The 22,789-nt window shown below is 71.5% G+C and carries 24 protein-coding genes; 13 read left to right on the forward strand and 11 right to left on the reverse strand.

All coding sequences use genetic code 11. From position 1 onward, the window contains the following. The first annotated feature begins 180 nt into the window (after positions 1–180). From AS97_RS13095 to tyrS, 3 genes are all read left to right on the forward strand, one after another. On the forward strand, positions 181–1,716 hold the full coding sequence (locus AS97_RS13095; RefSeq protein WP_125758967.1) for a TldD/PmbA family protein: 1,536 nt from the start codon (positions 181–183) through the stop codon (positions 1,714–1,716). Further along, positions 1,713–3,119, forward strand: coding sequence for a metallopeptidase TldD-related protein (locus tag AS97_RS13100; protein WP_059147093.1), 1,407 nt, complete (start codon positions 1,713–1,715; stop codon positions 3,117–3,119). Before AS97_RS13095 ends, AS97_RS13100 begins: the two co-directional genes overlap by 4 nt. Before the next feature lie 67 nt (positions 3,120–3,186). Beyond that, positions 3,187–4,605 carry a tyrosine--tRNA ligase gene (tyrS, locus tag AS97_RS13105; RefSeq protein WP_125758965.1) on the forward strand — a complete coding sequence of 473 codons (1,419 nt, stop codon included), beginning with the start codon at positions 3,187–3,189 and terminating at the stop codon, positions 4,603–4,605. Positions 4,606–4,849: 244 nt separating this feature from the next. On the opposite strand, the gene AS97_RS13110 is transcribed toward tyrS, so the two are convergent. Further along, on the reverse strand, positions 4,850–5,140 hold the full coding sequence (locus tag AS97_RS13110) for a GlsB/YeaQ/YmgE family stress response membrane protein (protein WP_125758963.1): 291 nt from the start codon (positions 5,138–5,140) through the stop codon (positions 4,850–4,852). 226 nt (positions 5,141–5,366) lie between these two features. On the opposite strand from AS97_RS13110, the gene AS97_RS13115 reads away from it, so the two are divergent. Together AS97_RS13115 and AS97_RS13120 are read left to right on the forward strand one after the other, a co-directional pair. Continuing rightward, entirely contained in the window at positions 5,367–5,756 is a 390-nt protein-coding gene (locus tag AS97_RS13115) for a DUF3099 domain-containing protein (protein ID WP_125758961.1), read from the forward strand. 193 nt (positions 5,757–5,949) lie between these two features. Next, the gene (locus AS97_RS13120) at positions 5,950–6,186 is read left to right on the forward strand and encodes a hypothetical protein (RefSeq protein ID WP_059147089.1); all 237 of its coding nucleotides are present in this window, start codon (positions 5,950–5,952) and stop codon (positions 6,184–6,186) included. A gap of 50 nt (positions 6,187–6,236) precedes the next feature. Here the strand turns inward: AS97_RS13120 and moaA are convergent, their stop codons facing one another. The 3 genes from moaA to AS97_RS13135 all read right to left on the reverse strand — a co-directional run bounded on the left by moaA (position 6,237) and on the right by AS97_RS13135 (position 9,304). Then, on the reverse strand, positions 6,237–7,226 hold the full coding sequence (gene moaA, locus AS97_RS13125) for a GTP 3',8-cyclase MoaA (RefSeq protein WP_125758959.1): 990 nt from the start codon (positions 7,224–7,226) through the stop codon (positions 6,237–6,239). Positions 7,227–7,331: 105 nt separating this feature from the next. Further along, a complete protein-coding gene (locus tag AS97_RS13130) occupies positions 7,332–8,951 on the reverse strand; it encodes a cation acetate symporter (protein ID WP_059147087.1) in 1,620 nt (539 codons plus the stop codon). Then, positions 8,948–9,304, reverse strand: a complete 357-nt coding sequence (locus tag AS97_RS13135; protein WP_059147086.1) for a DUF485 domain-containing protein — start codon at positions 9,302–9,304, stop codon at positions 8,948–8,950. The genes AS97_RS13130 and AS97_RS13135 overlap by 4 nt, the downstream gene beginning before the upstream one ends. A gap of 636 nt (positions 9,305–9,940) precedes the next feature. Between AS97_RS13135 and AS97_RS13140 the strand changes: the two genes are divergently transcribed. Both AS97_RS13140 and AS97_RS13145 read left to right on the forward strand, forming a co-directional pair. Beyond that, the gene (locus tag AS97_RS13140) at positions 9,941–11,473 is read left to right on the forward strand and encodes a S8 family serine peptidase (RefSeq protein WP_059147085.1); all 1,533 of its coding nucleotides are present in this window, start codon (positions 9,941–9,943) and stop codon (positions 11,471–11,473) included. A 65-nt stretch (positions 11,474–11,538) separates the two neighbouring features. Further along, positions 11,539–12,087, forward strand: a complete 549-nt coding sequence (locus tag AS97_RS13145) for a hypothetical protein (RefSeq protein ID WP_236670321.1) — start codon at positions 11,539–11,541, stop codon at positions 12,085–12,087. Here AS97_RS13145 and AS97_RS13150 read toward each other — a convergent pair. Together AS97_RS13150 and AS97_RS13155 are read right to left on the reverse strand one after the other, a co-directional pair. Further along, positions 12,077–12,739 carry a lysoplasmalogenase gene (locus AS97_RS13150; RefSeq protein WP_247204352.1) on the reverse strand — a complete coding sequence of 221 codons (663 nt, stop codon included), beginning with the start codon at positions 12,737–12,739 and terminating at the stop codon, positions 12,077–12,079. The two genes, AS97_RS13145 and AS97_RS13150, sit on opposite strands and share 11 nt — an antisense overlap. 29 nt (positions 12,740–12,768) lie before the next feature. Continuing rightward, on the reverse strand, positions 12,769–13,755 hold the full coding sequence (locus AS97_RS13155; protein WP_086711103.1) for a sterol desaturase family protein: 987 nt from the start codon (positions 13,753–13,755) through the stop codon (positions 12,769–12,771). 120 nt (positions 13,756–13,875) lie between these two features. Between AS97_RS13155 and AS97_RS13160 the strand changes: the two genes are divergently transcribed. The 6 genes from AS97_RS13160 (at position 13,876) to AS97_RS13185 (ending at position 19,640) form a co-directional block, all read left to right on the forward strand. Continuing rightward, complete coding sequence (locus tag AS97_RS13160; RefSeq protein WP_125758955.1) at positions 13,876–14,778, forward strand: hypothetical protein; 903 nt, start codon at positions 13,876–13,878, stop codon at positions 14,776–14,778. A gap of 101 nt (positions 14,779–14,879) precedes the next feature. Further along, entirely contained in the window at positions 14,880–15,866 is a 987-nt protein-coding gene (locus AS97_RS13165; RefSeq protein ID WP_059147080.1) for a DEDDh family exonuclease, read from the forward strand. A 63-nt stretch (positions 15,867–15,929) separates the two neighbouring features. Next, positions 15,930–16,163: a hypothetical protein gene (locus tag AS97_RS13170; protein ID WP_059147079.1), complete on the forward strand. Its 234-nt coding sequence runs from the start codon at positions 15,930–15,932 to the stop codon at positions 16,161–16,163. 78 nt (positions 16,164–16,241) lie between these two features. After that, positions 16,242–17,051, forward strand: coding sequence for an SURF1 family protein (locus AS97_RS13175; RefSeq protein WP_086711918.1), 810 nt, complete (start codon positions 16,242–16,244; stop codon positions 17,049–17,051). Positions 17,052–17,098: 47 nt separating this feature from the next. Continuing rightward, positions 17,099–18,880 (forward strand): glycoside hydrolase family 15 protein, encoded by a 1,782-nt coding sequence (locus AS97_RS13180; RefSeq protein ID WP_059147077.1) that lies wholly within the window; start codon positions 17,099–17,101, stop codon positions 18,878–18,880. A gap of 4 nt (positions 18,881–18,884) precedes the next feature. Continuing rightward, positions 18,885–19,640, forward strand: coding sequence for an SDR family oxidoreductase (locus AS97_RS13185; RefSeq protein ID WP_125758952.1), 756 nt, complete (start codon positions 18,885–18,887; stop codon positions 19,638–19,640). A gap of 528 nt (positions 19,641–20,168) precedes the next feature. On the opposite strand, the gene amaP is transcribed toward AS97_RS13185, so the two are convergent. The 5 genes from amaP to AS97_RS13210 all read right to left on the reverse strand — a co-directional run bounded on the left by amaP (position 20,169) and on the right by AS97_RS13210 (position 22,744). Beyond that, positions 20,169–20,723, reverse strand: a complete 555-nt coding sequence (gene amaP / locus AS97_RS13190; protein ID WP_059147075.1) for an alkaline shock response membrane anchor protein AmaP — start codon at positions 20,721–20,723, stop codon at positions 20,169–20,171. Positions 20,724–20,730: 7 nt separating this feature from the next. Further along, the gene (locus tag AS97_RS13195; protein WP_236670144.1) at positions 20,731–21,444 is read right to left on the reverse strand and encodes a DUF6286 domain-containing protein; all 714 of its coding nucleotides are present in this window, start codon (positions 21,442–21,444) and stop codon (positions 20,731–20,733) included. Next, positions 21,441–21,905, reverse strand: coding sequence for a hypothetical protein (locus AS97_RS13200; RefSeq protein WP_247204353.1), 465 nt, complete (start codon positions 21,903–21,905; stop codon positions 21,441–21,443). Before AS97_RS13200 ends, AS97_RS13195 begins: the two co-directional genes overlap by 4 nt. Before the next feature lie 99 nt (positions 21,906–22,004). Then, complete coding sequence (locus AS97_RS13205) at positions 22,005–22,199, reverse strand: hypothetical protein (protein ID WP_059147072.1); 195 nt, start codon at positions 22,197–22,199, stop codon at positions 22,005–22,007. A gap of 41 nt (positions 22,200–22,240) precedes the next feature. Continuing rightward, positions 22,241–22,744 carry an Asp23/Gls24 family envelope stress response protein gene (locus AS97_RS13210; protein ID WP_086710340.1) on the reverse strand — a complete coding sequence of 168 codons (504 nt, stop codon included), beginning with the start codon at positions 22,742–22,744 and terminating at the stop codon, positions 22,241–22,243. Positions 22,745–22,789: the final 45 nt, after the last annotated feature.

Genomic DNA, 22,789 nt, shown 5'->3' on the forward strand with positions numbered 1-22,789 from the left:
GTTCGCCGGTCCGTGCGCGCCGATGCCGGACCTGAGCGGCGAGCGGCGCGGCCGGAGAGGCCGAGGGTGGCGACCCCAGGCCCGGTGGTCCAGCGGCAATTACCGCGCCCCACCCCCCAGCCGCATGGTTCACTGCCGACGGACAACACCATCGACAGAACCGACGAAGGGGACTCGCCCGTGGCGCACGAGATCGATCCATCCTTCCTCGCGCTGCCCCTGAGGGCGCTCGCCGACGCGGCGCTCGCGCGGGCCCGCGCGCTCGGGGCCGCGCATGCCGACTTCCGGTTCGAGCGGGTGCGGAGTGCCGCCTGGCGGTTGCGGGATGGCAGGCCGTCCGGGGCCTCCGACATCACCGACCTGGGGTACGCCGTAAGGGTGGTGCACGGCGGGGCGTGGGGGTTCGCGTCAGGGGTGGATCTGACCATGGACGCCGCCGCCCGCGTCGCCTCGCAGGCGGTGGCGATGGCGAAGCTGTCGGCCAAGGTGATCGAGGCCGCGGGGTCCGATGAGCGGGTGGAGCTCGCGCCGGAGCCGGTGCATGCCGACAAGACCTGGGTGTCCTCGTACGAGGTCAACCCGTTCGAGGTGCCGGACGCCGAGAAGACCGGGCTGCTCGCCGAGTGGAGCGAGCGGCTGCTGCGGGCCGAGGGGGTCGCGCACGCGGACGCGTCGCTCCTCACCGTCCACGAGAACAAGTTCTACGCGGACACGGCGGGCACCACGACCACCCAGCAGCGCATCCGACTCCATCCGCAGCTGACCGCCGTGGCCGTGGATCCGGCGAGCGGGGAGTTCGACTCGATGCGCACCCTGGCCCCGCCGGTCGGGCGCGGCTGGGAGTATCTGACCGGCGGGCCCGGGGCGGGCGGCTGGGACTGGGACGCGGAGCTGGCGGAGATCCCGGAACTGCTGGCCGAGAAGATGCGGGCGCCATCCGTCGAGGCCGGGTCGTACGACCTGGTGGTGGACCCGTCCAATCTGTGGCTGACCATCCATGAGTCGATCGGCCACGCCACCGAGCTGGACCGCGCGCTCGGCTACGAGGCGGCGTACGCGGGCACGTCCTTCGCCACCTTCGACCAGCTCGGAAAGCTGAAGTACGGCTCCGAGGTGATGAATGTGACCGGGGACCGGACGGCCGAGCACGGGCTGGCCACCATCGGGTACGACGACGAGGGGGTGGCCGCGCAGTCCTGGGATCTGGTGAAGGACGGCACGCTCGTCGGGTATCAGCTGGACCGCAGGATCGCCCGGCTGACCGGTTTCGAGCGGTCGAACGGCTGCGCGTTCGCCGACTCGCCGGGCCATGTGCCGGTGCAGCGGATGGCGAACGTATCGCTCCAGCCCGCCCCCGGCGGCCCCTCGACGGAGGCGCTGATCGGGGACGTCGAGAACGGTCTGTATCTGGTCGGCGACCGCTCCTGGTCGATCGATATGCAGCGGTACAACTTCCAGTTCACGGCACAAAGGGCGTTCCGCATCAGGAACGGCGCTCTCGCCGGGCAGGTGCGCGACTTCGCCTACCAGGCCACCACCACCGACTTCTGGGGTTCGATGGCGGCCGTCGGCGGCCCGCGGACGTATGTCCTGGGCGGCGCCTTCAACTGCGGCAAGGCCCAGCCCGGGCAGATCGCGGCCGTCTCGCACGGCTGCCCGTCGGCGCTGTTCCGCGGCGTCAACATCCTCAACACCACCCAGGAGGCGGGACGATGAGCAGCAAGCCGCATGAAATCGTCGAGCGCGCCCTGGAGCTGTCCCGTGCGGACGGCTGTGTGGTGATCGCGAACGAGAACTCGACGGCCAATCTGCGCTGGGCGGGCAACGCCCTGACGACCAACGGGGTCACCCGCGGCCGCACCCTGACCGTCGTGGCCACCGTGAACGGCGGGCAGGGCACCGCCTCGGGTGTGGTGTCCCGGTCCGCGGTCACCGCCGACGAGCTGGAGCCGCTGGTCCGGGCCGCCGAGGCCGCCGCGCGGGAGGCGGAGCCGGCCGAGGACGCCCAGCCGCTGGTGGAGCGGGACGCGGGTGGGGCGGTCTCCCCCGGGTTCACCGACTCCCCCGCCGTGACCTCCTCCGAGGTGTTCGCCGACTTCGCCCCCGCCCTCGGCGAGTCCTTCGCCGCCGCCCGCGCGGGCGGCCGGGAGCTGTACGGCTTCGCCCACCATGAGCTGGTCTCCAGCTATCTGGGCACTTCCACCGGGCTGCGGCTGCGCCATGACCAGCCGACCGGCACGCTCGAGGTCAACGCCAAGTCCGCTGGTACCGGCAAGGCCGCACCGCGTTCGGCCTGGGCCGGGCGGGCCACCCGCGACTTCACCGATGTGGACCCGGCCGCGATCGACGCCGAACTCGCCCAGCGGCTCGGCTGGGCCGAGCGGAGGGTCGAGCTGCCGGCCGGCCGCTATGAGACGCTGCTGCCCCCGAGCGCCGTGGCCGATCTGCTGATCGACCAGCTGTGGTCGTCCTCGGCGCGGGACGCGGCGGAGGGCCGTACGGTCTTCAGCAAGCCGGGCGGCGGCACCCGGGTCGGCGAGAAACTGTCCGAGCTGCCCTTCACGCTGCGCAGCGACCCGGCCGAGCCGGGTCTCGAGGCGGCGCCGTTCGTGATCACGCACTCGTCCGGGGACGACGCGTCGGTCTTCGACAACGGTCTGCCGCTGTCCGCCACCGACTGGATCCGCGACGGCGTACTCCAGCAGCTGATCACCACCCGGCACACGGCCAGTCTCACCGGGCTGCCCCTCGCTCCCCCCGTCGACAACCTGATCGCGGACGCGGGCGGCACCCGCTCGCTGGCGGAGATGGTCGCCTCGACCGAGCGGGGGCTGCTGCTGACCTGCCTGTGGTACATCCGCGAGGTCGACCCGGCGACGCTGCTGCTGACCGGGCTGACCAGGGACGGCGTCTATCTCGTGGAGAACGGCGAGGTGGTCGGCGAGGTGAACAATTTCCGGTTCAACGAATCACCGGTGGATCTGCTCGCCCGCGCCACCGAGGCGGGCCGCACCGAGCGGACGCTGGCGCGGGAGTGGAGCGACTACTTCAACCGCGCCGCGGTGCCCGCGCTGCGCATCCCGGACTTCAATATGAGCTCGGTCAGCAAGGGGGTGTGAACGAGCCGAATAGACTGGTCCACGCCCGATCTGATCCGTATCCGTTTCGTCTATCCCCAGGAACGCCATGACACGCCTCGGCGAATCCGTCGCCCGCGCCACCGAGCTCCTCACCCAGGACCTCTCCTCCGACAAGACCGTCGAGCGGCTGCTCGAGGAGACGGGCTCGCGGCGCTCCATCGATCTGGCGGACCTGTCGCCGACGGAGCAGGCCGAGCTGATCGCGTCCCGTACGGTCGAGATCCTGCCCGGTGTGGCGGAGCTGGCCAAGCGGATCGAGGAGCGCCGCGGCGCGGGCCGGGGCCTGGCCATCAAGCTGGGCATCGACCCGACGGCCGCCGATGTGCATCTGGGCCATGTGGTGCCGATGATCATCCTCAGCCGCTTCCAGCGCATGGGGCATGACGTCACCCTGCTGATCGGCGACTTCACGGCCAAGATCGGCGACCCATCGGGCCGCACCGCGGAGCGCCCGCCGCTGACCGACGAGGACATCGCCCGGAACCTCGCGGGCTACCAGGACCAGGTCCGGCCCTTCTTCGACTTCGAGAAGGTCAGCTTCCGGCAGAACAGCGAGTGGCTGGCGCCGTACACCTTCCCCGAGCTGCTGGGGCTGCTCTCCCAGGTGCCGGTCTCCCAGTTGCTCCAGCGCGAGGACTTCCGCAACCGGCTGGCCGCCGGCTCGGGGCTCACCATGTCCGAGCTGCTCTACCCGATCGCGCAGGCCCTCGACTCGGTGGCGCTGGAGTGCGATGTGGAGCTGGGCGGCGCGGATCAGCTGCTCAATCTGCAGATGGGCCGCAAGCTGATGGAGCTGCGCGGGCAGCGGCCGCAACTGGTGGTCACGATGCCGCTGATCGAGGGCACGGACGGCACCGGCGCCAAGATGTCCAAGTCCAAGGGCAACTACGTCGCGCTGTCCGCGACCGCCGACGATGTCTTCGGCAAGATCATGTCGATTCCGGACCGGCTGATGAAGCCGTACCTGGAGGCATGGACCGAATGGACGGACGCGGAGATCGCCGCCGCGACCGCCCGGGTGGAGGACCGCTCGCTGCACCCGATGGATCTGAAGAAGGTCCTGGCCGGTGAGGTCGTGGCGGCGCTGTACGGCGTCGAGAAGGCGATGGCGGCCCGTGCGGGCTTCGTCGCCCAGTTCTCCAAGAAGAGCTTCACCGACGTCGAGACGCTGCCGGTGGTCGACGCCGGGGAGCACGGCGCCGAGTCCATCGCGACCGTGCTGAGCAAGGTGCTGGAGTTCCAGCCCAGCGCCTCGGCCGCCCGCCGGGTCGCCAAGCAGAACGGTCTGCGGCTGGTGATCGAGACCGAGGGCGGCCAGGAGTCGGTGGTGCTGCCCGAGGCCCAGGCGGTGCGCCCGCTGGCCGAGGTGGTCGCGGAGACCCTGGAGGCGGCCGGGGTGACGGCGGGCTCCGGCACGGTCTACCTCAAGGCCGGGCGGAAGATCGCCCAGGTGAGCGGGGTGTAACGCGCGCGCCCCGGTGGGCGGGGGGGGTGGTAACCCGCCCACCTCACCGCTGGACGCCGGCCGAAAGCGGCGGCCGGTGCGCGTCCACCACACGCACCGACCGCCGCCGTCGCATCGGCACCCGGGCGGCCCGCCATCGGCGCCGTATCGGCACCCCGGAACCCGGGCACCCGGGCACCGCCGTCGCGTCGGCGCCCCCGGGCGCGGCCCGCCGCGTTCCCGGGGGCCACCGCTCATGGTCCGCTCAGGTACGCGTCACACCACGTCTGTGCCCGCCGCCGCGGATGGAGTGCCACAGCGGGGTGCCCAGGGCCACGATCGCCACCGCGAACCCCAGCTGCAGCAGATGCCGGATCCAGTCGAAGCCCCCGGTGGTCCTGACCCCGATCCAGCCGGCCACCGCGTTCCCCAGCATGCCGCCGAGGATGCCGTAGATGCAGGTCAGCCAGAGCGGAATGGCCTGTTTGCCGGGCAGAATCGCCCTGGCGATCACACCCAGGATCAAACCCACGACGATCGCCCATAGCCAGTTCATGTCGCCTCCCTGACACGCGGCGAAGGGATGCACGGGAGATGCACATCCCCTCCAGTGTTCGGCCACTGCGGGTACGGCGCACGCCGGAGGGGCGGTACGCCTTCTGGCGCACCCCGGACGGCACCCGTCAGGGCGCCCCGGTCTCGAACCGACAGCAGACGCGGCGTAACGTTGAGTACGTCCCAGAGCGGGGGAAGCCTGCTCGGCGATCAGGTGGTGGAACGTGATGCGGAAGCATGGCGATGCGGAGGTCTTCCGGATCACCGGAGCCCGGCAGGGGCTGGCCGATGACGTCCGCGGCCGACAGCGCCGCTATGTGATCTCGATGTCGGTGCGGACCCTCGCGGTCGTGCTGGCGGCGGTGCTGTGGAACGTGGAGCGCCATGTGGCCATCGTCGCCCTGGTACTGGGCGTGGTGCTGCCCTACGTCGCGGTGGTGATCGCCAACGCGGGCCGGGAGAACACCACTTCGCTGCCCACCACCTTCATCCCGACCCCGCCCCGCCCGATGCTGATCGCCGGGCGCGGTGAGGAGCCGACCGATTCCCACCGGGCGGAATCCGTCCCGGAGGACGTCGGACATATCAGCGAGCCTGGACGGGGCGAGCGTGGCTGACCTGCCACGTTTCCGTAAGCTCAAGAAAACCTCAGATCAATAGTGCAGTACCGGTGCACCGGGCCCTATCCCTCGTGACATACTGCGTACGCGCTCCGCATCCCCCGTCGGAGCGACGGACCGACGCCGGGCGGCTCCCCCCGTGGCTGCCCGGCGTCGCCATGTCCGCCGGGCCTTCCGTAGAGTCTGCGGTGTGAACACCCGCGAGACCACCGCCGAGACCGACACCGTGATCTGCTCCGCCAAGGGCTGCCGCGCCCCCGCCGTATGGGTGCTGGCCTGGAACAATCCCAAGCTTCACACCCCGGAGCGGCGCAAGACCTGGCTGGCCTGCGAGGAACACCGCGAGTATCTGTCGGAGTTCCTCGGGATGCGGGGCTTCCTCAAGGACGTGGTGACGCTGGCGGAGTGGTCGGCCACCGAAGACTGATCACGACCCCTCGCCCCCTCGCCCCCACGACCCACGACCCCCGCGAACCGTCAGCCGCCGATCGCCGACATGGGGCGGTCGGGCTGGAGGAACGACGGGTCGTCGAGCCCGGATCCGGCCTTCTTGCCCCACATCGCCAGCCGCCACAGCCGGGCGATCTCCTCGTCCGGGGCGCCGGAGCGCAGCGCTCCGCGCAGATCCGACTCCTCGCGTGCGAACAGACAGGTGCGCACCTGTCCGTCGGCGGTCAGCCGGGTGCGGTCGCAGGCGCGGCAGAAGGGGCGGGTGACCGAAGCGATGACGCCGACCCGGGCCGGGCCGCCGTCGACCAGCCAGCGCTCGGCGGGAGCGGAGCCGCGCTCGTCGTCGCCTTCGGCGGTGAGGGTGAAGCGGGTGCGCAGGCTGGTCAGGATGTCCCCGGCGGTGATCATGCCGTCGCGCTTCCAGCCGTGCTGGGCGTCGAGCGGCATCTGCTCGATGAAGCGGAGCTCATAGTCGTTTTCCAGGGCCCAGGCGAGCAGATCGGGCGCCTCGTCGTCGTTGAGCCCGGGCATCAGCACGGTGTTGACCTTCACCGGGGTCAGCCCGGCGGTGCGCGCCGCGTCGAGGCCGCGCAGCACATCGTCATGGCGCTTGCGCCGGGTCAGGGCCTGGAAGACCTCCGGGCGCAGGGTGTCGAGCGAGACATTGACCCGGTCCAGGCCCGCGTCGCGCAGGGCCTGGGCGGTGCGCTCCAGCCCGATGCCGTTGGTGGTGAGCGACATCTGGGGGCGCGGGGTGAGGGCCGCGCAGCGCTCGACGATGCCGACCAGACCGGGGCGCAGCAGTGGCTCACCGCCCGTGAAGCGGACCTCGGTGACCCCGAGGTCGGTGACGGCGATCCCGATCAGCCGGACTATCTCGTCGTCGGTGAGCAGATCGGGTTTGGCGAGCCACTGCAGGCCCTCTTCCGGCATGCAATAGGTGCAGCGCAGATTGCAGCGGTCGGTCAGGGAGACCCGAAGGTCGGTGGCTACGCGACCATAGGTATCGATCAGCATGGTGGCGGCCCCTCCACGGTTGATGTCGCGTGCACTGTGGTCAATTGTCCCGCAGCGTACGCGACGGGTGTGACAGGGAGGGGCCGCACGGGTGGTCGGGGCAGGTCAGTGGGCGCCGTGGCCGGTGAGCGAGCGGACCTCCAGCTCGGCGTACTTGTCCTTGTCCGGCTGCTCCTTGGAGACGAGCGTGCCCAGCCAGCCGAGCAGGAAGCCCAGCGGGATGGAGATCAGTCCGGGGTTCTCCAGCGGGAACCAGTGGAAGTCCACGTCCGGGAACATCGAGGTCTCCTTGCCCGAGACGACGGGCGAGAAGAGCACCAGGAAGACCGAGGAGATCAGTCCGCCGTAGATGGACCACAGCGCGCCCTGGGTGGTGAAGCGCTTCCAGAACAGGCTGTAGAGGATGGTCGGGAGGTTGGCGGAGGCGGCGACCGCGAAGGCGAGCGCCACGAGTCCGGCGACGTTGAGATCTCGTGCGAACACCCCGAGCACGACGGCGACGGTGCCGATGCCGACGGTGGCCCAGCGCGCCGCCGAGATCTCCTCCTTCTGCGTCGCCTTGCCCTTACGGATGACATTGGCGTACAGGTCGTGGGCGAAGGAGGACGAGGAGGCGAGGGTGAGCCCGGCGACCACGGCGAGGATCGTCGCGAACGCCACCGCGGAGATCACCGCGAGCAGGATGGCGCCGCCCGTGGAGTCCGGTCCGCCGCCGATCTCCTCGGCGAGCAGCGGGGCCGCGGTGTTGCCGGATTTGTTGGAGGCGATGATGGCGTCGCGGTCGAGCAGGGCGGCGGCGCCGAAGCCCAGCGCGATGGTCATCAGGTAGAAGACGCCGATGATGCCGATGGCCCAGTTGACCGACTTACGGGCGGCCTGGGCAGTGGGCACGGTGTAGAAGCGGATCAGGATGTGCGGCAGCCCCGCGGTGCCCAGGACCAGGGCGATGCCCAGGGAGATGAAGTCGAGCTTGGTGGTGGCGTTGAGCCCGTACTTCAGCCCCGGCTCCAGGAACGACTCTCCGATGCCGCTGTTCTTGGCCGCCTCGCCCAGCAGGTCGGAGATGTTGAAGTTGAACTTCAGCAGCACCAGGAAGGTGATCAGCAGGGTGCCCGCGATCAGCAGCACGGCCTTGACCATCTGTACCCAGGTGGTGCCCTTCATGCCGCCGATGGTGACGTAGAGCATCATCACGACGCCCACGAGGACGACGATGAGGATCTTCCCGGCCTCGCTGGTGATGCCCAGCAGCAGGGAGACCAGCACACCGGCGCCCGCCATCTGGGCCAGCAGATAGAAGATGGAGACGACGATGGTGGAGACGCCCGCGGCGGTGCGCACCGGGCGCTGGCGCATCCGGTAGGCGAGGACGTCGCCCATGGTGTAGCGCCCGGAGTTGCGCAGCGGCTCGGCGACCAGCAGCAGGGCGACCAGCCAGGCGACGAGGAATCCGATCGAGTACAGGAAGCCGTCGTAGCCGGAGAGCGCGATGGCGCCGGCGATGCCGAGGAAGGACGCGGCGGACATGTAGTCGCCGGAGATGGCGAGGCCGTTCTGGAAGCCGGAGAACTGGCGGCCGCCGGCGTAGAAGTCGTTGGCGTCCTTGGTCTGCCGGCCCGCCCAGATGGTGATGCCGAGGGTCGCCAGGACGAAGACCGCGAAGAGCGTGATGATCAGCGGCCGGTTGTCCGAGGCGCTCTCGGCCGCGAGCAGATGGGGGCTCATGAACGCTCCTCCATACGGGACTTGATCGCCTCGGCGCGGGGGTCGAGCTTGGCGGCGGCGTGCCGGGAGTACCACCAGGCGATGAGGAAGGTCGTCAGGAACTGGGCGAGCCCGAACACCAGGGCCACGTTGACATGGCCGACGACCTTGGTGCCCATGAAGTCGCCCGCGTAGTTGGACAGCAGCACATAGAGCAGGTACCAGCTGACGAAGGCGATGGTGAGCGGGAAGGCGAACGAGCGGTGGGCACCGCGCAGTTCGCCGAACTCCGCGCTCGCTTGCACCTCGGCGTAGGAAGAACGGTCTCGTTGCCGCTGATCGTCGGGGCGATCATTGGCCGGTGCGGTATCCACGGTCTCTCCTGGTGAGTGGGTCCGACGGGGATGAACACGGCGGCGGAGGTGATCCAGATCACGCATGGTAGGGCGACGCCGACCCGCTACGACAGGGGCAGGTTGGTTGAGAGACGGATACGACTTCGAAGGAAGGATCGACTCCGGGTACTGTGACGGGTTTTCTTCCGGAATGCATTGATGCCCGACCTTGATCAGCGATAGCTTCCTTCGTCATGTACCCGCCCAGACGCTGACGGCGTTCGGGCGGCCCGTACGGATGAAGTGGAGACCCCATGGCTCATCTGAGATCGGCTGCTCCAAGACCCGGACGGCGGGCTGTTGACGGTCCGTCGGCTTCGCAGCACCCCATCGCCACTCCCCGCCGCCTCTGCCCCGGTCCCGCGGCGTCCCGGGGCATCGAGGCGGCGTGCGGGATCCGCGCCCCGAGGGCGCGCACATTCGCTGGTGCGGATGACTCCGGCCGTACCGCGGCCGTTGACGCGGCCCACCGGGCCGCCGCCCTCGCCCGGGGGCTCCGCGTCCCCCGAGTGGCGCGCTGAGCGCGCGTCCGCGCCCCCGGTCCGGAACGCTGTCCATCCAGCCCGGTCCGCCCGCACAGAGCCTCCTCACCCATTCGAGAGAACCGGAGTACCCATGACGCCGCGCCGCACCTCCCTGCCGCTGCGCACCGCCGCGATACCCGCCGCCATGGCGCTCACCACCGCGCTGGCCTTCCTGCCCACCACCGCCACCGCTCTCGGACGGGACGGCCACGCCTCCGCGGCCACCGCGGCCGACGGTCCGTCCCTGAGCTATGTCGTCAACACCCGCCCGGGGCAGGACCCGTCCCGGATCCGCAAGGCCATCGCTCAGGCCGGCGGCACGGTCGTCGTGTCGTACGACCGGATCGGCGTCATCGTCGTCCACTCCGCCAACGCGGACTTCGCCGAGAGCATCCGTAAGGTCCGCGGCGTCTCCTCCGCCGGCAACACCCGCACCGCACCGCTGCCCGCCCAGTCCACCGACGACATCGACACGCCGAAGCTGCTGAGCGAGAAGGAGCGGCAGGCGGTGGCGGCGAAGGCCAAGGCCGGGCAGGACCCGCTGGAGCCGCTGCAGTGGGATCTGCCGGCGATCAAGGCGGACAAGGCGCATGAGAAGAGCCTGGGCAGCCGGAATGTCACCGTCGGGGTCATCGACACCGGTGTCGACGACACCCACCCCGACCTGGCGCCGAACTTCGACCGTAAGGCGTCCGTCAACTGTGTGACGGGCAAGCCGGACACCGCCGACGGCGCCTGGCGGCCGACCGCGGAGGAGTCCCCGCACGGCACCCATGTCGCGGGGGAGATCGCCGCCGCGAAGAACGGCATCGGCGTCACCGGCGTGGCCCCGGGCGTCAAGGTCTCCGGTATCAAGGTGTCCACGACGGCCGGGTTCTTCTACACCGAGGCGGTCGTCTGCGGCTTCATCTGGGCCGCCGAGCACGGCGTGGACGTCACCAACAACAGCTATTACACCGACCCGTGGTACTTCAACTGCACCACCGACCCGGACCAGAAGGCCCTGGTCGAGGCGGTGCGCCGGGCCTCGTCGTACGCGGAGCGCAAGGGCGTGGTCAATGTGGCCGCGGCGGGCAACGAGAACTACGACCTGACCTCGGACACCATCACCGACCCCTCCAGCCCCAACGACACCACCCCCGGTGAGCGGGAGGTGGACCCGAGCGTCTGCCTGGACATCCCGACCCAGCTGCCGGGCGTCGTCACGGTCGCCTCGACCGGCGCCAAGACCCTCAAGTCCTCGTTCTCCAACTACGGCCTGGGGGTCATCGACATCGCGGCCCCCGGCGGCGACAGCACCGCCTACCAGAAGCCGGAGCCCCCGGCCACCAGCGGCCTGATCTACAACACGCTGCCGGGCGGGCAGTACGGCTACATGGCGGGCACCTCGATGGCCTCGCCGCATGTCGCCGGTGTCGCGGCGCTCATCAAGAGCACCCATCCGCACGCCTCCGCCGGGCAGGTGAAGGCGCTGCTCAAGGCCGAGGCCGATGACCTCGCCTGCCCGACGCCGTATGACATCGACGGCGACGGCACGGTCGACGCGGTGTGCGAGGGCGGCAAGCGCTACAACGGCTTCTACGGCGCCGGGCTCGCGGACGCCCTGGACGCCGTCGAGAAGTGACCGGCTGACACAATGCACGGGCCGCCGGGGCGGAACAGCCCTCGGCGGCCCGTACGCGTTCCCGCATGCAGCGGCGAGAGGACCCCATTCCCGTGCACCACGACGCCTCCTGGGGACCGCTGCCCCCGCGGTCGGCCTTCTGGCTGCTGATCCGGTTCGTGCTGACCGTGCTGCTGCTGCCGCTGTGGTGGGCGCTGATCGTGGTGATCTTCCTCGGCTTCATCGCCTTCGGGATCGTGGCCGAAATCCTTACGGTCATCCCCGGGTTCGAGAAGGGCTTCCTCGGCCTGATCGACAAGTTCGGGGACAGCGTGGCGGTGTGGCCCGCCTGGTGCGTGACGCTCCCGGAGCTGCGGCACGAGGGCGACGCGGCCTTCTACCGGGCCCGGGTCGACAACCGCATCGCCGCCTGGACCAGCAAGGAACTGGCGGCCCAGAAGGCGAAGAAGGCCCCGCCGCCGGGCCCGTACGACGTCTGCGTGCGCGTGTACCGCGGGGTGGGCGCGGGCTATGTCCTGGAGGCGGCGCGGGCCCGGGGCTGGGAGCTGAGCCATGACCGCCCCTCGGACCCGCTGCGGGTGGTCCGGCTGAGGCGGCTGCCCGTCACGTTCTGACGAGCGCCGGTTCCGGCCCGGGGCGCGGGGCCGCCTCGCGTGTCGCTCCCGCCATCAGGAGCCACTGGGCGGCGATATAGGTGGCCATGATCCAGAACTGGGGCACCGGCGGCCGTGGCCAGTCGGCGAGCCCGGCGGCGATCAGGGTGTCGGAGAGCATGAACAGCGCCCCGCCGAGCCCGGTCCGCGGGCCCGCCCCGAGCGCGGCCAGCGCCATGACCGTCAGCAGCAGGCTGTAGCCCGCGACGGGAAGCCGCAGATCCGTTTCGAGGCCGGGCCACAGCAGCGCCACCGTGCCCAGCCACGCGGCCCCGTACCCGGCGGCCACCCAGGGCGCCGTACGAGGCCACCCGTCGCGGGTGAGCAGGACGCCCCGCCCGGTGCGGGTGAACAGCGCCAGATAGCAGAGGTGCCCGGCCGCGAAGCACCCCATTCCGGCCAGGAAGGCGGTCTCGCCGCCGATCTGCAGCAGCACGTCGCCGCCACAGCCGCACACCAGCGCGGCGGGGAGCGGCCACGGCCCGCCGCGCACCAGGGCCCAGGCGGCGAGGGCGGGCATCAGGGCGGGCTTGGTGAGGTGGACGACGGTGGTGGCGTCCGCGAGCAGCGCGCCCAGGTGAACGGCGGTCAGCAGCGCGAAGAGGGCGGGCAAGGCCCTCGTCGCGCGCCCGGCGGCGGCCGTCACCGCGCGCTCTCGCCGACCGGCTCCCGCGGCCCGGCCTCCGTAGCCGACCCGGGCTCCGCAGCCGACCCGGCCTCCGGCGCCGACCCGGCCTCCGTAGCCGACCCGAGCTCCGCAGCCGACCCGGGCTCCGGGCCCGGCCCCGCCTCCGGCGCCGGGCCGGGCTGCCAGCCCGGCCCCATGAAGACCCGGCCGGCCCGCTCGCGCCAGCCCCGCGCCGCCGCGATGTCGCGGGCGATGGCCGCGTACTCGTGGGTGGCCACCCGCAGCGGGTTGTAGGTGCCGATGTTCTTCGTCAGGCCGTAGACGGGCCGCTCGATCTCGGGGACGAAGGACCCGAAGAGCCGGTCCCAGACGATGAGGATCCCCCCGAAGTTGCGGTCCAGATAGCCGCCTTGGGAGGCGTGGTGGACGCGGTGGTGCGAGGGAGTGTTGAAGACGAACTCGATGGGGCGCGGCAGGGTGCCGATCCGCTCGGTGTGGATCCAGAACTGGTAGACGAGGTTCACCGACGAGCAGAACGCCACCGCCGCGGGGTGCACCCCGAGCGCGATCATCGGCACATAGAACGGCCACACGGTCCAGGTGGTCCAGGGTTGCCGCAGGGCGGTGGTGAGGTTGAACTTCTCGCTGGAGTGGTGCACCACATGGCACGCCCACAGGATGCGGATGACATGGTGCCCGCGGTGCGACCAGTAGTAGAAGAAGTCCTGGGCGAGCAGCATCAGCGGCAGTGTCCACCACAGCACCGGGACGCGCAGCGGGGTGAGTTCGTAGATGGCGGCGTAGATCGCCACAATCGGGATCTTCCACACCAGGTCGAAGACGAGGCTCCCGAGTCCCATGGTGACGCTGGTCGCGGCGTCCTTCGCCGCGTAGCCCTCGGCACCGTCGTCGGGATGGAAGCGGTAGCTCACCATCTCCACGACGGTGAGCAGGACAAAGGCCGGTATCGACCACAGCACGGCGTTGGGCAGGTGCGGCATGTCCGCAACATAGAACCGCCCGTAAGGCCGTCGCTAGGGGTAGTTACCAACAAGTATGGTAGAGAAGATGTCAACAACAGGGGTCGCCCAGGAGCGCATGGCCGATTAAGCTCCCCGCCTGTGCGCAGAGCCAAGGAACGGTTCCGGACCGGCGGCATAGCCCTCGCCTGCTTGCTGTCGGCGCTGACCACGGGGTGTTCCTCCGGGTCGAGCGGCGATGACTCCCCCTCACCCCTGATGGCCGCGGTCGGGCAGGTATCGGTCGCGGGCGCGACGGGGGCCCAGGTCTCCTATCTCGACGCCGATCGGGTGCGCTCGCTGGAGAAGGGCGGCTCCCAGCGGTTCCGTACCATCGGCCGGCCGGGCAACCCGCTGTTGAGCGGCTACCGCTTCAACGCCCATGCCTACGGACTCGATCCGGCCATGATCGACACCGATGTGACCAATGGCTACGCCGGGCACTGGGACGGCTCCTTCGACGCGGACCGCATCGTCGCCAAGCTCAAGGCGGGCGGATTCGCCCGGAGCACCTGGCACGGCGAGACCATCTGGAAGAAGGAGGGCATAACCCTCCGGGTCAGCCAGGACGAACTCTCCTTCGGCTTCGCCGGCAAGGACCTGTCCTCGGTGCGCCCGGCCAAGGGCAAGTCCCTGGCGGACGACCCGGATTACCAGGCCCTGGACCGCTGCCTGGGCGATGTCTACCGCGTCGATTTCGGCGGGAAGAACGCCAAGAGCGCGGTGCGCCTGTCGGCCACCGGACAGCTCGCGAAGTCCGCGAAGGAGACATCCGGGGTCATCTGCGCCCTCACCGACGGCAAGCGGACGGCCGAGCGCGCCGCCGACCGGCTGAAGTCCGTCATCAAGCAGCGGGCCCCGCGCTTCGACGGCGCCAAGGTGACCGTTCTCACCGGAAATTCGCCCGGGGTGAAGGTGACGGTGCCCGACCGCCCGGAGGACAAGCGCGCCGGCCGCCTCCTCACCAGCAACATCGACCTGCAGCTGGCCCTCTCCGACCTCTGACCCGCCGCCCGGCCCCGACGCCCCGTCAACCCCGGGGCTCCGCCTGTCCCGACCGGCCCACCGGTCAGGGTTGTCGGCGGCGGCCCGTATCCTCATTGACCATGCTCGAAGACCCGACGACAGCCGCACCGCACCCCGCACCGCCGTCCTCCTGGCCGGCCACCTATCCGCAGGGTTACGCGGTCGTCGACGTGGAGACCACCGGCCTCGCCCGCGACGACCGGATCGTCTCCGCGGCGGTCTATCAGCTCGACGCCCAAGGCGCGGTGCAGGACCACTGGTACACGCTGGTCAATCCGCAGCGCGACCCGGGCCCGGTGTGGATCCACGGCCTCACCGAGGAGGTGCTCGAGGGCGCCCCGCGCTTCCCCGAGATCGCCGGGGAGCTCGCCGAGCGCCTGGCCGACCGCGTCCTGGTCGCGCACAACGCCGCCTTCGACTGGTCGATGCTCGCCCGGGAGTACGCCCGCTCCAAGAGCGCCGCGCCGGTGCGGCAGCGGCTGTGCACCATCGCCCTCTCCAAGGAGCTGGGCCTGCCGCTGCCCAACCACAAGCTGGAGACCCTCGCCGCGCACTACGGAGTGGTCCAGCGGCGCGCCCACCACGCCCTGGACGACGCGCGGGTGCTCGCCGAGACCTTCCGGCCCAGCCTCCACCGGGCCGCCGAGACCGGGCTGCGCCTGCCGCTGCTGGCCTGCCAGCCGCTCACCGAGTGGTCCGACGGCCCGTCGATCGGCCGCCAGCGGTCGTACCGGCAGACCTGGCGCCCCAGCCGCAAGCGCCCCGCCTGCCCCTACCCCAACCCCGGGCGGTACGAGCCGGGCGGGCAGCTCGTCCAGGGCATGCGGGTGGCGTTCTCCGGGGACACCTCCGTCGACCGCGAGCTGCTGGAGGACCGGGCGATCGAGGCCGGGCTGCACGTGGCCACCAGCGTCTCCCGGCTCACCAGCGTGCTGGTCACCAATGACCCCGACTCGCCCACGTCCAAGACCGCCAAGGCCCGCTCCTTCGGCACGCCCGTCATCGACGAGGCGGCCTTCATGCAGCTCCTCCAGGACGTCACCCCCGCGCCGCCGACAAACAGGTGAAGTCGGCGCGACGCGCCCGCCCGCCGCTCGCCCGCCACCGCGCGGGCCCGCAATCTGAGGCGCATGGCACGTTGCGAGGTATGCGGAAACGATTACCGGATGACATTCGAAGTGCACGCACAGGGCAATGTGCACGTCTTCGACTGTTTCCAGTGCGCCATCCACCGCATGGCGCCCATCTGCGAACACTGCCGCGCCCAGATCATCGGGCAGGGCGTGGAGGCGGACGGCCAGTTCTACTGCTGTGCGCACTGCGCGCGGGCGGAAGGGAAGGTGGGCATCGTCGACCGTGTGTGAACCCGGCCACCTGCGTGGATTGTGCCTGGGCCGCCCCCAGCGGCCGAGGGACAATCCACGCCGAGTAGGGTCAAGGACGTGTACCGCTTCCTGTTGACCCGGCAGTGGGTGATCCTCACACTTGTCGCCCTGGCGCTGATCCCGACGATGATCAGGCTGGGCTTCTGGCAGCTGCACCGCCATGAGCACCGGGTCGCGCAGAACCAGCTGATCGGGGACAGCCTCGACGCCCCGGCCGTGGCCGTCGACAAGCTCACCTCCCCCGGCCGTACGGTGGCCCGCGACGACACCTGGCGCACGGTGACCGCCACCGGCACCTATGACACCGCCCATGAGGTCGTCGTCCGCCAGCGCACCGGCTCCGACGAGCAGTCCATCGGCTACTTCGTGCTCACCCCGCTGCTGCTCCCGGACGACCGTGCGGTCCTGGTCAACCGGGGCTGGATCCCGGCCGGTGCCGACCTCACCGCGTTCCCCAAGGTTCCCGCCGCCCCCTCCGGCAAGGTCACCGTCACCGGCCGGCTCAAGGCCGACGAGACCACCGGCAACAGCGGCATCAAGGACAAACAGGGGCTGCCGCCCCGCCAGGTCTCGCTGATCAACAGCGAGCAGCAGGCGAAGGCGCTGTCCCGGCCCGTCCTCGGCGGCTACATCGAGCTCACCTCCTCCTCCCCCAAGGGCGACAAGCAGCCCCAGCCGGTCCCCGAGCCCAACCACAGCGACATCGGCCCGCATATGGCATACGCCGTCCAGTGGTGGCTGTTCTCCGCCGGTGTGCCCATCGGCTGGGTGGTCCTGGCCCGCCGCGAGCGCCGGGACCGCGCCGCCGAGGCGGCGAAGGCGGCGGCCACCCCGGAGAAGGTCCCCGCCGCGGCCACGGCGGACTGAGCGCCGTCCGGGCCTAGGATCCGGCTTCCGGGGGAAGGCGCCCGGACATGGCCCAGCACATCGACGACTACGCCCTCATCGGTGACCACCAGACGGCGGCCCTGATCAGCCGCCATGGCTCGATCGACTGGCTGTGCCTGCCCCGCTTCGACTCACCGGCCTGTTTCGCCGCGCTCCTCGGCGGCCCTGACAACGGCCACTGGCGGCTCGCCCCCAAGGGCGCGGGCGCCTGCACCCGCCGCGGCTACCTCGACGACTCCCTCGTCCTGGAGTCGGTCTGGGAGACGGAGACCGGCACCGTCAAGGTCATCGACTTCATGCCGCAGCGTGATCGCGCTCCCGACGTCGTCCGCATCGTCGAGGGCGTCTCCGGCAGCGTCGAGATGCTCGGCGTCCTCCGGCTGCGCTTCGACTACGGCCGGATCGTCCCCTGGATGCGCCGCACCGACGGCCACCGGATCGCGGTCGCCGGGCCGGACTCCGTATGGCTGCGCTCGGAACCCGAGGTCCGCACCTACGGCAAGGACTTCAGCACCCGCTCCGAGTTCACCGTCTCGGCCGGGGACCGGGTGGCCTTCGTGCTCACCTGGCACCCCTCCCACGAGCCCCGCCCCCGGCTCGTCGACCCGTACGACTCCCTCCGCTCCAGCCTCGCGGACTGGCGCGACTGGGCCGCCCGCTGCCGCTACGAGGGCCCCCACCGGGACGCCGTCATCCGCTCCCTGATCACCCTCAAGGCGCTCACCTACGCCCCGAGCGGCGGCATCGTCGCGGCCCCCACCGCCTCATTGCCCGAACAGCTCGGCGGGGTCCGCAACTGGGACTACCGCTACTGCTGGCTCCGCGACTCCACCCTCACCCTGAACTCCCTGCTCCGCGCCGGCTACCACGAGGAGGCCGCCGCCTGGCGCGACTGGCTGCTGCGCGCGATCGCCGGCGACCCGGCCGAGCTGCAGATCATGTACGGCCTCAGGGGCGAGCGCCGGCTCCCTGAGCACGAGCTGCCCTGGCTGGAGGGGTACGAGCACTCCGCCCCCGTCCGGGTCGGCAACGGCGCGGTCGACCAGCGCCAGCTCGACGTCTACGGCGAGGTGCTCGACACCCTCCACCTCGCCCGCTCCGCGGGGCTGCCCGCCGAACCGCACACCTGGAAGATCCAGACCTCGCTCATGGACTTCCTGGAGTCCGCCTGGCGCGACCCCGACGAGGGGCTGTGGGAGGTCCGCGGACCCCGCCGCCACTTCGTCCACTCCAAGGTCATGGCCTGGGTGGCCGCCGACCGCGCCGTCCGCGCCATGGAGGCCGCCCCCGAGCTGAGCGGCGACGTGAACCGCTGGCGGACCATGCGCGACGCCGTCCACCGCGAGGTCTGCGAAAAGGGCTACGACCCCGAGCGGTCCACCTTCACCCAGTCCTACGGCTCCTCCGAGCTGGACGCCGCGACCCTGCTCATCCCCCGCGTCGGCTTCCTCCCCGCCACCGACCCCCGCGTCATCGGCACCATCGACGCCGTGCGCCGCGAACTCTGCGAGGACGGCCTGATCCGCCGCTACACCGCCGTCGACCGCGTGGACGGCCTCCCCGGCTCCGAGGGCGCCTTCCTCGCCTGCTCCTTCTGGCTCGCCGACGCCCTCCACCTGGCCGGCCGCCACAAGGACGCCCGCGCGCTCTTCGAACGCCTCCTCGCGCTCCGCAACGACGTCGGGCTGCTCGCCGAGGAGTACGATCCGGCGACCGGCCGGCAGCTCGGCAACTTCCCCCAGGCGTTCAGCCATATCGGCCTCGTGGGGACCGCCCTCACCCTCGCGGAGCGGCCCAGGGCAGACTGACTCCATGGATCTTGGACTCAAAGACCGGGTGTACATCGTCACCGGAGCCACCCGCGGGCTGGGCCTCGCCGCCGCCCGTGAGCTGATCAGCGACGGTGCGAAGGCCGTCATCACCGGCCGCGACGCCGATACGGCGGCCGCCGTCGCCGCCGACCTCGGCCCGAACGCCATAGGCGTCGCCGCCGACAACGCCGACCCCGAGACCGCGGCCCGGCTCGTCGCCGCCGCCCGCGAGCGCTTCGGCGGCTTCGACGGCGTCCTCATCAGCGTCGGCGGCCCGCCGGCCGGGCTGACGGCCGACATCACCGACGCCCAGTGGCAGGCCGCCTTCGACTCCGTCTTCCTCGGCGCCGTCCGCTTCGCCCGTACGGCCGCCGAGCAGCTCCCCTCCGGCGGCGTGATCGGCTTCGTCCTCTCCGGCTCCGTCCGCGAGCCGATCCCCGGCCTCACCGTCTCCAACGGCCTGCGGCCCGGCCTCGCCGGTTTCGCCAAGTCCCTCTCCCTCGAGGTCGGCCCCCGCGGCATCCGCGTCGTGGGCCTCCTCCCGGCCCGCATCGACACCGACCGCGTCCGCGAACTCGACGCCCTCTCCGGCGACGCGGAGGCCTCGCGGGAGCGGAACGCGGCCGCGATTCCGCTGCGGCGGTACGGGACGCCCGAGGAATTCGGCAAGGCCGCCGCGTTTCTGCTGTCGCCGGCGGCGTCGTACCTCACGGGGCTGATGCTGCCGGTGGATGGCGGGGCTCTGCACAACTTCTGAGGGGGTTTGGGCGGGGCGTCCGGCGGCAGCCCGCGCCACACCGATGTGCGGCTCCCCCGCGCGGGGTGGGGCTCCGGCCCCTCGACCCCGCCGGGCTCCGCCCGGACCTGGGCCCGGCCGCACACCGAGTGCGGACCGTGGACGCCTCCGGCGGACAGCTCCCCCCGCCCCTTCCCGAAACAATGGGGCCCCACCCCTGGACCCCCACCGGGGCTCCGCCCCCGGACCCCGCTCCTCAAACGCCGGAGAAACGCCGGAGGGGCTGAAATCACGCCCCCCGGGCCGAACGCCAGACGGGCAGGCGCCCCGCGCCACCGGGGCGCGGACGCCGGCGAGACGGGAGGGGGCGGGGCCGGAGGGGTTCTGGACGCTTACGTGTAGGTGTGGCGCCGATCTCCGGCTCACCCACGTTCCCGGTCAAGGGCGCCGTGAACATACGGTCCAGGGCCCCGCCCCGGAGGCCCCGCACCCGGCACCCACCACACAACCCCACCGCGCCCCAGGGGCGCCTCCGCACCCCCCGCAGACCTACCGCGCCCGCTCCGCCCCGTGCCGGGCCACCCGCAGGCGCACCTCCGCCGGGAGTTGTTCCAGGCCCGCCGAGCTCCGTGCACGCTCCAGAGCCTCCGCCCGCAGCGCGTCCAGTGTCAGCGTCGGTTCCGCGCGCGGCTCCAGTACCAGACCCATCCGCGCCTCCGGCGTGGTCCGTCGGCCTCGTAGCAGGACGTGGGCCCGCTCCACGCCGTCCAGGGACTCCGCGTCCGCCAGGAGCACCGCCTCCAGGGCCCGTCCCCGCAGCAGGGCGCCCTCGCCGTCGCCCGTCTCCACCAGCACCTCCTGCAGCCGGCGCCGCCGCAGCTGGGCCAGGAACCAGCACAGCGCGAGCACGAACAGCACCGCCAGCGCCGCGATGACGGCCGGCCACCACCACCCGGCATCCCGCCACCGCGTCCGATCCGCCCGGCTCAGCAGCACATCACCCCGCCCGCCGAACGGCGGCCACCCGGCCAGGACCACCGCGCCCACCCCGGCCAGCACCAGACCGACGACCCCCAGCAGCACCCGGTTGACGACACTCAGCATGGCGCGCTCACCCCTTCGGCTTCGCCGACCGCCGGACACGGACGGACAGGGCGGGCCGCCGGGCCAGGCCCAGTTGCCGGATGCCCTCGTGGAGGGCGGCGTCCAGATCCGCCCGTACCTCGTCGAGATCACGGAAGTGGGCCAGCGCACGGGCCCTGACCCGCCGACGGCCGACATTCACGCGGGCGGACCGCACACCGGGCACCTCCATCGCCCGGTCCCGCAGCACCAGACCCGCCGAGGTCCGGTCGATCCCCGCCCGTACGGCGACCCCGGCTCCCGCTCCGGCCCCGGCGCCCGCCTCCACGCCCTTCCCCGGCCCCGGCTCAGCGCCCGGCCCAGCCTCCGGCGGACGCATCGGGAGCAGCCCACGAAGCCCCGGCGCCAACGCGAGGACCACCATCCACACCCCCAGCGCGGCCAACAGCGCCGCCCCGCCCATGACCCACGCGTCGTCCAGCGGCCGCGAGGCGAGTTCGTCGGCGAGCCATTCCCGCCATCGCATGGCGGGCCGACCCGAGCGCACGGCCGCCACGTCGTACAGCAGCAGCCCGCCGATGGCGGCGATGACCAGGGCGACGATCCCGGCCGGTACCCGCCGCACGGACCAGAATCTCCTGATGCGCCCGGGCGGCGGATCGCCGTCCCCGGCACCCGTCCGAGCCCTCCCGCCGTACGCCGACGCCGAGGTGGACTGACGCATCTTCTGGTCCGCGTTCATCGCACCCTGTCCCTCCCCCGACGCACCCTCCGCTCCGGGTGCTCCCACTGCGGCACATGCAGCCGTTCGACGGTCACCACGACCTCGGGCACCTCCATGCCCGTCAACTCGCCTACCCGTTCGATCACATGACGACGCACCGCACCGCAGTGCGCGCCGATGTCCGAGGGATAGCCCAGCTCGACGGCGACCCGGACGCGCGCGACGTCCCCGCGCACCACGGCGACCGCGTGCGGCCGCGCGGCGGCGAGACCGGTAAGGCCGACATCCGCGGCATCCGTGACATCCGCGTCCGCGGTATCCACGACGCCCGCCACGTCCGCCGCGCCCGCCCCGGCCGCTGCATCCGCCGCGGCGGCACCCGCGTCCACCCGCAGTGCCTCCCGCGCCGCCTGTGAGGCGATCTTCGCGACGACCCGGTCCGCGATCCGCGTCGCACCCCGCTCACCCGGCTCGACCACGGCGCGTCCTTACTGTCGTCATGGCCTTTACTGCCGCCATGGCCCCTGCCGTCGCCATGGCCCCTGCCGTCGCCATCACTCGTGTCGTCGTCACAGTGTTCACCGTGGCCGTCCGTCACCACGGCCACGGGAACGGAAGAAGTCGCCCGGTTCCAGATCCCCGTCCAGGAACCGGCCGACGATAAACCCGACGGCGCCCAACGCCGCCACCAGCAGAAAGGCCCCGAAACCACCGAAGTAACCGGCGAACGCCAGCGCCATCCCCGCGATCATCCCGACCACGGCCATGCTCATCGTGTGCTCCCCTACTGGAGCCAACCGGAACCACTGCCGGCCTACTGGAGCCGCGGCTCCGGCGATTCCTCTTCCTCGTCCGGCAACTTCACATCGCTGACCGCGATATTGACCTCGACCACTTCGAGGCCGGTCATCCGCTCGACCGCCGCGATCACGTTCTCTCGCACGGCCCGTGCGACATCGGCGATGGAGACGCCGTAGTCCACCACGATCTCCAGGTCGAGGGCCGTCTGTACCTCTCCCACCTCCGCCTTCACCCCACGGGCCACCGACCGGCTGCCGGGCACCCGGTCGCGTACGACTCCGAAGGTGCGCGCGAGGCCGCCGCCCATCGCATGGACGCCGACCACATCGCGGGCCGCCATACCCGCGATCTTCTCGACGACCCCATCGGCGATGGTGGTGCGCCCCCGTGCGCCGGGGTCGCCTCCGCCGCGCCGGGGCCGGTCGGTGGCGGCCGGGGCGCCCAGCGTCCTGGGGGTGCCCGCGGCGGGCTCTGTGGCGGGGTTCTCGGGTCGGTTCCGTGGTGCGGTCTCGGACATCACCGATCGTCCCTTCCGAGGCGAAGAGCGGTCGAAGAGGTTTCC

This window comes from Streptomyces sp. AgN23 (genome assembly GCF_001598115.1).
Lineage (GTDB): Bacteria > Actinomycetota > Actinomycetes > Streptomycetales > Streptomycetaceae > Streptomyces > Streptomyces antimycoticus.